This is a genomic window from Paenisporosarcina sp. P5_A11 (genome assembly GCF_056400705.1).
On sequence record NZ_JBFUKT010000014.1, the window covers coordinates 22,195 to 35,021 of the forward strand.

General features: G+C 36.6%; 12 protein-coding genes and 3 pseudogenes. 13 read left to right on the plus strand and 2 right to left on the minus strand.

Annotation, left to right across the window (positions count from 1 at the left end):
- Positions 1-3 precede the first annotated feature (3 nt).
- Positions 4-786: a hypothetical protein gene (locus tag AC1DOS_RS04725; protein ID WP_477536561.1), complete on the plus strand. Its 783-nt coding sequence runs from the start codon at positions 4-6 to the stop codon at positions 784-786.
- A 96-nt stretch (positions 787-882) separates the two neighbouring features.
- Here the strand turns inward: AC1DOS_RS04725 and AC1DOS_RS04730 are convergent, their stop codons facing one another.
- A complete protein-coding gene (locus AC1DOS_RS04730) occupies positions 883-1,467 on the minus strand; it encodes a biotin transporter BioY (RefSeq protein ID WP_108586509.1) in 585 nt (194 codons plus the stop codon).
- A 244-nt stretch (positions 1,468-1,711) separates the two neighbouring features.
- Here AC1DOS_RS04730 and AC1DOS_RS04735 point away from each other — a divergent pair.
- From AC1DOS_RS04735 to AC1DOS_RS04745, 3 genes and pseudogenes are all read left to right on the plus strand, one after another.
- Positions 1,712-1,789 (plus strand): annotated as a pseudogene (locus AC1DOS_RS04735) (DUF2089 family protein); the annotation flags it as partial.
- A gap of 141 nt (positions 1,790-1,930) precedes the next feature.
- Complete coding sequence (locus AC1DOS_RS04740) at positions 1,931-2,620, plus strand: ABC transporter permease (RefSeq protein WP_477536562.1); 690 nt, start codon at positions 1,931-1,933, stop codon at positions 2,618-2,620.
- Positions 2,620-3,540 (plus strand): ABC transporter ATP-binding protein, encoded by a 921-nt coding sequence (locus AC1DOS_RS04745; RefSeq protein ID WP_477536563.1) that lies wholly within the window; start codon positions 2,620-2,622, stop codon positions 3,538-3,540. The genes AC1DOS_RS04740 and AC1DOS_RS04745 overlap by 1 nt, the downstream gene beginning before the upstream one ends.
- Before the next feature lie 205 nt (positions 3,541-3,745).
- Here AC1DOS_RS04745 and AC1DOS_RS04750 read toward each other — a convergent pair whose 3' ends face one another.
- Positions 3,746-4,087: a zinc ribbon domain-containing protein YjdM gene (locus AC1DOS_RS04750; protein WP_146173653.1), complete on the minus strand. Its 342-nt coding sequence runs from the start codon at positions 4,085-4,087 to the stop codon at positions 3,746-3,748.
- A 531-nt stretch (positions 4,088-4,618) separates the two neighbouring features.
- Between AC1DOS_RS04750 and AC1DOS_RS04755 the strand changes: the two genes are divergently transcribed.
- The 9 genes and pseudogenes from AC1DOS_RS04755 (at position 4,619) to AC1DOS_RS04795 (ending at position 12,281) form a co-directional block, all read left to right on the plus strand.
- Positions 4,619-5,440: a transporter substrate-binding domain-containing protein gene (locus tag AC1DOS_RS04755; RefSeq protein ID WP_477536564.1), complete on the plus strand. Its 822-nt coding sequence runs from the start codon at positions 4,619-4,621 to the stop codon at positions 5,438-5,440.
- A gap of 102 nt (positions 5,441-5,542) precedes the next feature.
- Positions 5,543-6,697: a saccharopine dehydrogenase family protein gene (locus AC1DOS_RS04760; protein ID WP_477536565.1), complete on the plus strand. Its 1,155-nt coding sequence runs from the start codon at positions 5,543-5,545 to the stop codon at positions 6,695-6,697.
- Positions 6,698-6,740: 43 nt separating this feature from the next.
- Entirely contained in the window at positions 6,741-7,397 is a 657-nt protein-coding gene (locus tag AC1DOS_RS04765; protein WP_477536566.1) for an amino acid ABC transporter permease, read from the plus strand.
- Positions 7,398-7,434: 37 nt separating this feature from the next.
- Positions 7,435-8,184 carry an amino acid ABC transporter ATP-binding protein gene (locus tag AC1DOS_RS04770; RefSeq protein WP_477536567.1) on the plus strand — a complete coding sequence of 250 codons (750 nt, stop codon included), beginning with the start codon at positions 7,435-7,437 and terminating at the stop codon, positions 8,182-8,184.
- 449 nt (positions 8,185-8,633) lie between these two features.
- Positions 8,634-9,095, plus strand: a complete 462-nt coding sequence (locus AC1DOS_RS04775) for a VOC family protein (RefSeq protein WP_477536568.1) — start codon at positions 8,634-8,636, stop codon at positions 9,093-9,095.
- Positions 9,096-9,502: 407 nt separating this feature from the next.
- A complete protein-coding gene (locus tag AC1DOS_RS04780) occupies positions 9,503-10,312 on the plus strand; it encodes an aminoglycoside adenylyltransferase domain-containing protein (protein WP_477536569.1) in 810 nt (269 codons plus the stop codon).
- 112 nt (positions 10,313-10,424) lie between these two features.
- A pseudogene (locus tag AC1DOS_RS04785) lies at positions 10,425-10,744 on the plus strand (DUF1761 domain-containing protein).
- Positions 10,745-11,058: 314 nt separating this feature from the next.
- A complete protein-coding gene (locus AC1DOS_RS04790) occupies positions 11,059-11,562 on the plus strand; it encodes a DUF6933 domain-containing protein (RefSeq protein WP_477536570.1) in 504 nt (167 codons plus the stop codon).
- Positions 11,563-11,652: 90 nt separating this feature from the next.
- Positions 11,653-12,281 (plus strand): annotated as a pseudogene (locus AC1DOS_RS04795) (DUF2238 domain-containing protein).
- Positions 12,282-12,827 lie beyond the last annotated feature (546 nt).

Below are 12,827 nucleotides of genomic sequence, written 5' to 3' on the forward strand. Positions count from 1 at the left end.
GGTTTGAGCAAGAATCTGCAAATCGAGAAAGAGATGTCTCGAATATCTGCCATGTTGCTAGAGCAGTCCCATTTGCGTTTGCTTGGCAGCGACAGTTGGGCTTTTACTCTTCAACAAGCAGAAATTCAGATGAAAACGGTTGTTAGGAGTCAAATGGACGTACTGATGAAAATGATTCTGAAAATCTTAGACAGATTGGAAGTAAAAGAGCCGAACGAAATCAGTGAATTGTTGGCGGTTGAAACCATTTTTGTCGACCATATGCTAGAGTTGATGATGCAAAATAACATGGTTGAGAAAATAGATACTATCTATCGACTAACCACTAGTGGTTCTATGCATTTAACCAAAGGTACATTTGCGCATGATCCGATGGATGAAGATATGGAAATCGCTTATAGCTCCTATCATAATGAATCACTAAAACGTGATCACGGTTTTAATATAGTAGATGAGGACGAAAGTGTACCGGATTTTCGTTTTAAAGAAGTGGCCGAAATGATGGATGTCACTCAACTGGACGATTCAAAGATTAGACAGATGATACAGGACTCAGAATATGAATTTTTAGTTGAGAATGGTCAGAAATTGATTGAAGAAATTTGTTCCGTTGAACTAAAGGAAAACTTGCGAGCGGTGTGCCTAGAATTCCATTTACACGACCGCACGGAAGACACTGTGTTTATAAGAGTTTGGAGTACATGGACGGGCAAATTTGATCCATTAATTGAAAACGAACTCAATCAGAAAGATGCCACTAGATTGCGGAAGTTGTATATCGGTTAGGTGATATAGTTACGCATGAATGAATAAGTTGAAAAAATCCCCCCACCAATCGGTCATCAATCTGATTGGTGGGGGGATTTGTGTAAAGAAATATATTTATCTTTGTTTTTGAAGTATCGGTCTTAATCTAAAACCGAACAATCCAGCGAGTACTGCGAGAATGAGATCTTTTGGCAAGGGAACGGCCATCCAAGCCCAAGCCATTTTGTATGAAAAGCCTTCTGGTGCTGCAAACCAAAGCTTATAAGCAGCGTACATCCAGTTAGTACCGAAAAGGTAGTTAAATGCAGTTCCAGCTAATGCGGCTACTACAAATCCAACTTTTGTTGGGAATTTTTCAACAATGAAACCAGCTATGTAAGCGACAAATATAAAGGAAAGAATAAAGCCGAAAGTAGGGCTTATGATTGTATCTAAACCTCCAGAAAAGTTAGCGAAGACAGGTAATCCAGCTAAACCAATCAATGCATATACAAGCATGGCGATTGCACCAGTACGTTTTCCTAATAGGAGACCCGCAAGTATAGCAAAGAATGTTTGGAGTGTAATCGGTACACCACCGATGATTAGAAATGAAGAAATATTGGCGCCAATCATCATTAATGCGGCAAACATCGCGGTTTGTACCAATAGTAACGTACGTGAATAGTTTGCAGTTGTTGTTGCTGTAGAACTAGTCATGTGAACCCTCCAAAAACTCAATATAGCAACAGTATAAAAGAAAATGAATTTATATGTCAACGTAATTTTTTTTTCAGTTTACACAAGTGTGTATAGAAAGATTTGATAAAGAATAATATCTATTGAATTTTAATTAGGTAATAAACTTTAATATATTAACTAATATTTGGATAAAATTGAAGTATAAGTTAGTATTGTTAAAGAGGGGGTTGAAGTAATGAATCGTGAAGAAATTCCATCTTAGATTTTGTCTTTAGATAAAGAGTCCCTTGAATTTATTAGGAAATTCATTTTAAATTCTTGTTCTCTAAAAAATAGGTCTGCCGTGTAAAAGGATAAAAGAAAGAGCTAGAGAAAATAGAGTTACATGACATATAAAGAATTTAGAGGGGTTTACATATTTTTAAAGAATGGATGSACAAAGGTTTTTTGTTCTTAATAAGAGTTAAAAGGAGATTTCAAGATGTTTGCAATATGTTTACGAGAATTCAAGAGTCTATTCAAAAGTATTCGTTCGATTTTTATTATCATTATAATTCTTGGGGTTACTGTAGGATCGGCAAAAATGTTAAGTAACTTTGGTAATGAATTGCAAGAACTGGGTCTTGAAGATGCTTATATGGCCGGGCTGTTCATTATTTTAATGCTTGCTGGTCCTTTATTCGTGACAAGCTTATCCCATGATGTGATAAATGGAGAAATTCACTCTAGAACCATGCGTTTTTTAGTAACAAAGATGTCCCGAGACAAAATTGTTATCGGTAAATTTTTAGGTGTTTCGCTCTTCTGGTTTGTTTGTATTTTGGCTTCTCTGATTCTGGTAGTTCCCTTCGCTAAAACATTCTACTTTGCAGAGTTTGCTGAATCATTTATCTTTATTACATACTTTGTAGCACTTTCTCTATTTCTGTCTACTGTCATTAGTAAGCCTGGACTAAGTATGTTTATAGGCATTGTTTTATCAATTGCGATTCCAGTTTTAGGAACCATTGGAATTTTTAGAGATGATTTAATTTTGATAAGAGTATTTAGTTATATAACTCCTTATTATTATATTGGTCAAGAACAAACAATGTATGTTTATTTTATCCCAATCTTATCCCTTGGTTTTCTTCTTGCGAGTGTAATGATTCTTAGAAAGAGGGACTTTTAATGTATGCTTTTGAAACGAATCAATTAACAAAAAAATATGGACATCATACAGTTGTTAATAAGGTTGATTTGAATGTCACACAAGGTCATATCTTTGGCTTCTTAGGTAAAAACGGGGCAGGTAAATCTACCTTAATCAATATGGTGACGGGTATCATTAAGCCGACATCGGGTGAATTTAAGATACTTGGTTCAAGTGAAATTACGCATGAAAAAGTCAAGAGAAGAATAGGTGTACTTCCGGATTACTCTAAATTCTATGACGAATTAACTGGTATTGAACACTTGAAATATTTTGCAGGTATATTAGGGATGTCTAAGTCTACTTCTGATTTAATAAAGCTATTAGAACTAGTAGAACTTGGAGATGCCATGAAAATTAAAACCAAAAAATATTCATTTGGTATGAAGAAAAAATTGGGTATTGCCCAAACTCTCATCAATGATCCTGATTTAATTTTTCTTGATGAACCTACTTCAGGTGTAGATGCCAACGCCGTTTTAAATATCCATTCCTTAATTAAAAATGTTGCTGCTGATGGGAAGACGATTTTCCTGACATCCCACAACTTAGATGAAGTGGAGAAACTGTGTGATGAAATCGCAATTATGGATAAAGGTGTTATCCGGGCTCAGGGGAGTATGGATCAATTAAGGCGCGAGTATCAGTCTCAATTAACGGTTAAAATTAAACATTCACCTTACCCAGAAAAGCAGAAGCCAGAGTTATTACAAATCTTCAATAAAGTTGGAAGAGATGTTCATTTGGGTGAAGAAAATATTACAATAGTGATTGAAGAGGAATCAGATATTCCTGTTATTAATAAAGCTTTAATAAGTGCGGAAATTGACGTTTATCGCATAGAAGTCGAAGAACCCTCACTCGAAGACATATTCCTAGACCTGGATTCTAGCCAGTAGATTTGAAAAAGAACATGACTCTCTTCATCGAGTGACTGAAACGCGAGTCGTTTTTATATCATATGAAAATCAAGAAGAGTACAAAAAMGAGCGATGACCTAGTCATCGCTCGTTTTCATTATTGAGGATATGGTGCAATAAGGTTGCCAGCTAAAGCAATTTGGTACCCCTAGCTATTTCTCTTTGATGGCAATTTATAATCAATTCATCCTTTTTTAACAAATTCGGATTTTAATTTCATAGCGCCAAAACCATCGATTTTACAATCAATATCATGATCCCCATCAACTAGGCGGATACTTTTTACTTTTGTTCCTATTTTTAAAGTTGAAGAACTTCCTTTTACTTTAAGATCTTTTATGATCGTTACAGAATCACCATCGTTTAAGACGTTGCCATTTGCATCTTTAACAACTTTTGTTTCTTCATTCGATTCAGTTTCCCCTACTAACGTCCACTCATGGGCACATTCTGGGCAAATTAAAAGATTTCCATCCTCGTACGTGTATGCTGAATTACATTTTGGGCAATGTGGTAAATCAACCATAATTTCATTTCCTCCATTCATTATTGCAAATTCTGTCTTATAAGAATTATTTTCAATTTCCTTTAGAACCTCGTAAAAAAACCTTACGAAGTAAATTGTATAAAGTGAAATAGATTCTTCTATTATATATGTAAACTTGGGATGATTCATGGTTATATATAAAGATATACTAATAAATGCAAAGGAAAATTAGGGGAAATCAATTTAAGGATAATCATAGTAAGTAAAGTATTCACCTAGATTCTCTTTATTGAGAGCGGTGAATACTTTTTTGTTTTAAATATAACATTACTACCAGAGTTGTGAGATTCAATGAATAAACTATGCGAGATACGCATAGTTTAGAGAATTAAGAGTTGCTGTTGACGACATAGTCGAAAGTGATTTTTCAGTCCCCGGATCATTCCACTGATTTCAGATGGACAAACATCATATAGGAGGAAATCTTGATTGATTCTATTCCTCGAAACGCACGCGAAATAGGGATGTAGAAGAAATGAAATAGTTTTAAAAATAGAAAGGGGAATGGAAATGAAAAAGAAAGTCATATTGCTGATCATCACTTTTTTTCTAATTAGCCTGCTTGAAGGTTGTAATTTTTTTGGAGTAAAAGAAGAAAGTAGTGAAGGGAAAAGTAATGATGACCAGAGTGTGTTGGCTCGTATCGAAAAATCCCAAGAATTGAATGTTGCTTTTGAAGGCACGTATCCACCATTTAACTTCTTAGATGACAATGATGAATTTCAAGGTTTTGATGTAGATATTTCGAATGAAATTGCTGAAAGATTAGGTGTTAAAGCCAACTTTATTGCGACAAAATGGGATGGTTTAATTGGCGGACTAAAAGCTGATAAATTCGATATCATTATCGGACAAATGACCGTTACAGAAGAACGGAAAAAAAGTGTCGATTTCACGGATCCCTACGTTATTACTGGTTCTGTTTTAGTCACTCGAGAGGATACGAACGACATTACTAAACTTGAAGATATTAAAGGAAAGAAAGTCGGCGTAGGTGGCGGAACAACTTTTGAAGAAGTTGCAAATAGCGTTGAAGGTGCAGACGTGAAATTATACAAAGCAGTCAGTGATTATATTCAAGATCTTACGAATGAACGATTAGATGTCATCATTAACGACCAGTTATTAATTAGCTACAACATCAAAGAAAATAAGCTTCCAATAAAAATTGCTAGCGATATTGTCAATAAAGACGAAATCGGAATGGCGGTTAATAAAGGCAATGAAGATTTTATTAAAAAGGTTAATACAGCTTTAACGGAAATGAAAGATGATGGGACATATAATGAAATTTATAAAAAATGGTTCGGAACGGAACCGATAAAAAACTAGTAATAGCTTAACCTCTTATGAGCATAGAGAAATCAATGGGAAACTCGATTTCTCTATGCTTTATTTTTAAACAATAGTTCATTGATAGGGAGGCAAATACATTTGCATATAGTTATTTTAGGAACCGGGATGATTGGGACAACCGTGGTGTGTGAAATTGCAAAATTTAATGGGATTGATTCAGTCACTGCTGTGGATGGGAGACAAGAAAGCATTGATAAGTGTTTAGCAATTGCAAAAAACCCAAAAGTAGTAGGCAAAGTGGCATCACTTGAAACAGAAGAAGATATTGCAAACGTTTTAAAAGGTGCTGACGTTGCAGTGGCATGCCTTCCGCATTCTTTGAGTCTTCTCGCCATCAAAGCAGCTATTGCATCAAAATGTCATTTAGTAGATTTAGTTGGTTCTAGGTTTCATGAAAAAAGAGCGTTGCATAAAGAAGCACAAGAGGCAGGAGTAATTATTGTACCAGGGTGTGGGGTTGCCCCTGGAATCACAAACTTTTTAGCTGCGCAAGGTATTGAGATGCTTGATGAAGCTGAGGAAGCAGTAATGATTTGTGGTGGCATTCCGAGACATCCCATTCCACCTTTATGGTATCAAGTCGTTTTCCGCCTCGAAAGTGTGTTAGGCCTTTATACAAAACCTGCGCTGGCAGTTGAAAACGGGGGACTGGTACAGTTACTTCCTCTTACAGGATTAGAAAAAATAACGTTTCCAGAGCCAGTGGGTGTATGTGAAAGTGTTATTACAGATGCCCATAGCACCGCTTACATTCTCAAGGATAAAGTGAAGTATTTATATGAACGAACAGTTCGCTATCCAGGACATTGGCAGCAAATGAATGTTTTAAGTGAATTGGGATTCTTCGATAATGATGCCATTTCAGTGGATGGAGTAAGGATTACTCCAAGAGCATTTACAGAAAAAATTCTTGCACCAAAGATGGTTGGAAACTCAAATGAAGATATCACGGTATTACGCGTAGAAGTAAGTGGCATGAAAGACGGCAAATCTACAAAGTATACGTGGGAAATGGTGGACTTCTATGATCATGGACGGAATATCACTTCTATGGCTAAAACAACAGCTATTCCAGCTGCGTTAATGGCTAAATGGATTGCTATGAAAAATATAACAGAAACCGGAGTTATTCCTATCGAGAGCATTATTGTTAGGGAGAGGTTCGAGCCGTTTATAGAAGAAATGAAACGCTTAGGAATCACCATTGAATTCAACGAGGCAGTATTTGTATAAATGATGAATCTAACTGATTGCTAGTCTGATAGGAGGAGGATTTATGGACCCCACAATCATTATCGATTCCTTGCCATCCTTACTTGAAGCCACATTAATGACCATTTTTTTGGCAGGAATATCAATCGTGATTGCACTGATAATCGGGTTTTTCACCGCAATCGTCAGAATAGTAAAAGTGAGGGTGCTAAATGGAATTGCGAATATATATGTTTCCATTATTCGAGGAACTCCACTTCTTGTCCAAATTTTTGTTATTTATTACGGTTTGCCTCAAATAGGTATTGCTTTGGATCCAATATCTTCAGGAGTCTTGGCCTTAAGTTTAAATGCAGGTGCATACCTATCTGAATCGTTCCGGGCATCTATACTGGCTGTAGATAATGGGCAGATGGAAGCTTCTATGGCAATGGGGATGACCTATTCGCAAGCGTTAAGAAGAATTATTCTTCCACAAAGTTTGCGAATAGCGATTCCCACATTGTCGAATTCGTTTATCGTGTTGATAAAAGATACATCGCTCGTTTCAGTAATTACTGTAACGGAGTTATTGCAAATGTCGAGCTTGATTATCGCAAAAACCTTTGAACCTCTCACCATTTATTTAGTTGCTGCTGCAATTTATTGGGTATTAATATCATTCTTCACCAACTTACTAGATAAATTAGAAATTAAAACATCCAGATACTTAGTACGATAATCCCACGATTTGAAAATACTAATGTTAGGAGATTGCCATGAGTATTATTCAAATACATCAATTAAAAAAGAGCTTTGGAACGAATGAAGTTTTGCAGGGAATCGACTTAAGCGTTAGTAAAAGCGAAGTGGTCGTTATTATGGGTCCTAGCGGCTCTGGGAAATCCACTTTGCTACGTTGTTTAAACTTTTTAGAAGAACCATCGGAAGGCACAATTCAAATTGGTGAATTTCAAGTAATTACAGGTGGGAAAATAGATAGTAAAAGAAAAAAAGCGATAAGGGAGTTGAGAAAACGAACAGGTTTTGTCTTTCAATCTTTCAATTTATTTCCCCATAAAACGGCAATTGAAAATGTTATGGAAGGTCCGATTGTTATACATGGCGCTAAGAAAGAAGATGCAAGAAAGTTAGGTGAAGCTCTTCTTATTAAAGTCGGACTTGGCGATCGGTGTGACTACTATCCAGCCCAATTGTCCGGTGGTCAGCAGCAAAGAGTAGCAATAGCTAGATCACTAGCGTTGAATCCGATGGTCATGCTCTATGATGAACCAACTTCTGCCTTAGATCCTGAACTTGTAAGAGAAGTTCTGCAGGTTATTAAAGATTTGGCTCAAGAAGGCATGACGATGATAATTGTTACACACGAAATGAGCTTTGCAAAAGATGTAGCAGACAGGGTCGTTTTTATGGATAACGGAGTAATAGTTGAGCAAGGGACATCAGAAGAAATTTTCGGAAATCCCAAAGAAGAAAGAACAAGACAATTTTTATCATCAGTAGAATAGGAAGGTAACAAGCGGCTGAGATTGCATCTTCAGCTGCTTTTTTGAAAGAAAGTATAAACTTTGACTACAGCGAACCCAGCATCATGGTAGTTTTTTATAGTTTCGCGAATAGAAGCGACCAAACCGCGCATAGTCGACAGAGAACCGCTCATAGACGACAAAGAACAGCGCATAGTCGACACGAATGCGCGCATAGCACGGCTAAAACCGCGCATAGGAAAAAAATCGTCAGTCATTGGCCCTTCGCTACAGCAGAAGGGCATTTTTTAATAGCACATAAATGCAATTCTTTCTTATCAAAGAATCACGAACACTGTATTGATGATTTCTATTGTTATCGACAGGAAGGAAAAGAATCTGTTTGTTACCTGAACTAGAATTGTTGCAGGAAAATACATTGGATTGGTCGAACATGGAAGTATGTATATTCAATGGAGGAGGAAACGGCTATGGAAAAAATTGTTCCGAACTTGTGGTTTGATGATCAAGCCGAAGAAGCGGTGGATTTTTATGCCTCAGTTTTCAAAGAGGTAAATGTAAAGAATGTATCTCGGTTCGGAGCGGTTGGTCCTAGAGAGAAAGGTAAAGTGATGACGATAGCATTTGCACTAAATGGCCAAGATTTTTTTGCGATTAACGGTGGGCCGCATTATTCATTCACACCTGCAGTATCGTTTAGTATCAGTTGCGAAACGCAAGCGGATGTCGATCACTACTGGGATCACCTTTCCGAGGGGGGAGAACCAGGTCAATGTGGATGGCTTACGGACAAATTTGGTGTGTCGTGGCAAGTGGTCCCAACGATTTTAGGCAAGTTGATGCAGGACCCTAATCCAGAAAAAGCCCAACGCGTGACAAAGGCAATGCTCGGAATGAAGAAGCTGGATATCGAACAATTACAACAAGCATAAGGGCAAAGTCAAGCCTGCTAAAGTGGGAACGACTTTACGCTGAGAGTTGTCTTCTCCCTATATCTCTTATTAATAAACTTTATCCAGCAGCTGGCCTAGTTGTTGGATTTATTTTTGTTGTTGAGATATGTACTCGAAAAAAGTTACACCATAATCTGGAGTATTTCGATGGATTAGAAGGATTTGCTAGGTTCTTAACGACAGCTTTTATTAAGGACAAGAAAATGCGTTCTTCGAGATGGGGTAACGTGTTATTTCACGAGCAATCTTCAGCTACATCTCCAGTAGTAGTGACTCACTATGATTGCTTTATTAAAGTGAATAGTTGGTATGAAACGCTGGATGAGGTTGTTCCTTCAATATGGTTGAAGGGGTTGAAGCCTATATATAAGTGAGGAGAGAATGTCATGTCGGAAATACCAGTACTTGTACAGAACGTTCTAGACGAGTACATTGCTTTGGTGAATGAACGTTTACCAAATACGCTTGAAGGATTGTATATTCAAGGTTCCATTGCACTAGGTGCCTATGTGGGAAAATCGAGTGATATTGATTTCATTACTATTACAAATCGTCGTTTGCAAGAAGCAGATGCCATGGTTCTTTCTGAAATCCATAGCAGGATAGCTACCCAAAATAAAAATCCTGAAATGGATGGAGTGTACATTATGAGGGAGGATGCAGGTAGGCTGACTTTGGGCAATGACAACTACCTCAATTATAACAGTGGCAAGATAAGTTATCGTTCGGACTTTGATCCGATTATTTGGTGGATATTGAAAACGAGGGGAATAAGAATTTTAGGGACAGAACGACATGCACTCAATTTTGACATCCAATCAACTCATTTACTCTCTTATGTAAATGGAAATATGAATTCTTATTGGGCAGAACGAGTTAAACGAATGGAGAACTCGAGTGCAGAGTTATCTAATTTTCCAGCTGAAGATATCGATGAAGAAATTGAATGGTCCGTACTTGGATTATTACGACAATTTTATACCTTAAAAGAACGCGACATCATTTCAAAACTTGATGCTGGCGAATATGCATTGCTACATCTTCCAGTCGAGTGGCATCCAATAATCAAGGAAGCCATGAACATTCGTAAAGGTGAAAAGGAGATGATTTTCACTTCCGATAAGGAGCGAATTAAAATGGCTATAAGATTTTCGAAGTACATAATTCATTACTGCAACGAGGAGAAATGGCAATAGAGTAGAATAAACAAATAAAGGAGTGAATCAAATGGATTTTCAGTAATCATTAGAATCTATTAATTATTTAGCCGTTATCGTTGCAGCGTTATCAGCATTTATCATTAGTGGATTGTGGTATTCAGTTTTATTTGCAAAGCCTTGGATGGTGGAAAATGGGTTTGATGAAGGGCAATTAAAGAAAGGCAATATGGGGATGATTTTTGGTGGTTCATTAATATTGTCATTGGTCATTTCCTTTGTACTGGTACTGTTTCTCGGTCGAGATTTGGTGCAATGGCAGGACTCTTAGCAGGACTATTTTGGGTTGCCACTGCAATGGGAATTACCTATTTATTTGAACGAAAGTCACTAAAATTATATTTGATTAATGCAGGATATCACGTAATTACCTTTACTGTCATGGGGTTCATTTTAGGCATTTGGAAATAATTTTTGAATGATGAAATTAAATAGTTAATGGACGTGAAATTATTGAAGAGGTTTTTATCTAGGTATTCTCATTGGATATTACTTATTGTTATAGGCATAAGTTTGATTGCGGGTTTTACTAGCTTTACGTATTCTCAACAAGACATTATAGCGATTGTTTTTGGTGTTATTGGATTAGTAGGAGTTGCCTATATAACGGCTCAGATAGAAGTTCGGAAAAGAAAGGAACAGGACTCAAAATAAATTATTGGTCGCTATAATGGATTAATAAGAAGTCGATTGTTTGATTTGAGAAATTTTAAAGGGATGGTCAGATGTTGATAATTCAATGCACGAAGAAACTGGGAGATTATTTGAAGAAAAATCTTACGAGCAAGCCAAGAGAAACGCAGGATTTGTTTTACTCTTGGCATGCGCATCTATTTTTAATTAACCGTAAGAAGTACATCATGGTGATGAATAGTCAGACGCGTTATCTGTTTGTACTAGGTCCGGTGGTGGCAAAAGATATAAAGAATTTAGATGAGATGATTTATTCAGGAATCCAAGAGAATTTAGAGGCTGACAAGGTCAATCCAATTTTTATTGAGCAATATGTACAACACATGGATAGAATCGAATACATGAAAACAAGTGAACGCTCTATTATTGGTCAAATGAATGACGCCATCTATTATATTGAATGCGTTAAGGAAGATGATGGGATTATGGACGTTCAACAATTAAATCGAACATTAAATGATTTTCCTATGATAAAACTTCCTTTAAAGTTTTCGAGTAGAATGATGATTCATGAGATGGAGAATCGATTTGCATAACATTTTGTGATGCTAGACTGAGATTCCTGGCACCGATAGGTATACGACGTTCTTTTTTTTCGCATACTGTTGTCGGAAGGAGTGAGTGTCGTGGTTTTGGATAAAGAGGCAAAGCTTCATTTTTCTTTACTTGTCGTCGTTATCGTGGTTTTTATTTGGTCTTTCATTAAGCCTGCAGTATTGTGGACATGGGTGGCAGAGGCTAGCCCGTCAGTGGTGGCTTTAATTATTATCATATTTACTTATAAAAAATTCCGACTCACTTCTCTCTCTTATTGGATTATTGCCATATTATCCATTCTTACGCTTATTGGTGGCCACTACACTTATGCTGAGGTTCCGTTGTTTAATTGGATAAAGGACGAATTTAATTTACACGAAATCATTATGATCGCTTTGGGCATTTTCTGAAAGGCTTATCTGCGATTGTGGTGAGAGAGATCTTGATTAGAAATACACCACTAACTAAAGGCACTTGGTTGTTTGCGATTTCCACTAGTATCGTTCTGGCTATTGCAGCGTTGTATGAAATCATCGAATGGTTGAGTACGAAATTGCCTCATGCTAAAAAAGCAACGGAAGACTTTTTGGGTATGCAAGGTGATGAGTGGGATGCGCAATGGGATATGTCATTTGCTTTAATAGGAGCGATCCTAGCATTACTGGTTTTTTCCAAACTACATAATCACCAGTTAAAAAAACTTAACAATAAATCTTAAACGTTAATCAAATATAATCCGAACATATGAAAAACACCTCCATTTTTTAAATAATGAGAGGTGTTTTCATTTTTGGTTTAGGCAAAGAACATGGAGCTTGTTAGTTTTTTTCAGTGTGCTCAAATGAACTTGTTTAAACCGTTTGTGGGCTAGTTTATTAGAGTGCAAAATGGCTCCTACATAGCCAACGACATAAACAATTATTAATACTAGTAGCGCTGAAACCGTTAAAGGTACTGTTGCCAATATACAATTGACTTAGGATAACGAAGAGAGTTGCGGATATTCCTCCAATATGCTTTGAATTTTTGATGAAAAAATGGCTAGCTACTATCCCACCAACAAGTGCAATAATAAAGAAATTGATTTTAATGAGTAAAGCTGTTGATATAGAGTGATTTACAGAAAGTTCAACGAAGATCAACAATTGTTGGGTGATGTATTGTGCAATTAATGAAAACAAGATGACAGGCAGCCAATCAAATTTTCTATTTATGATAATAACCTCCTCTTATTATTATTACTATTGTATGCATAACAAGTGAC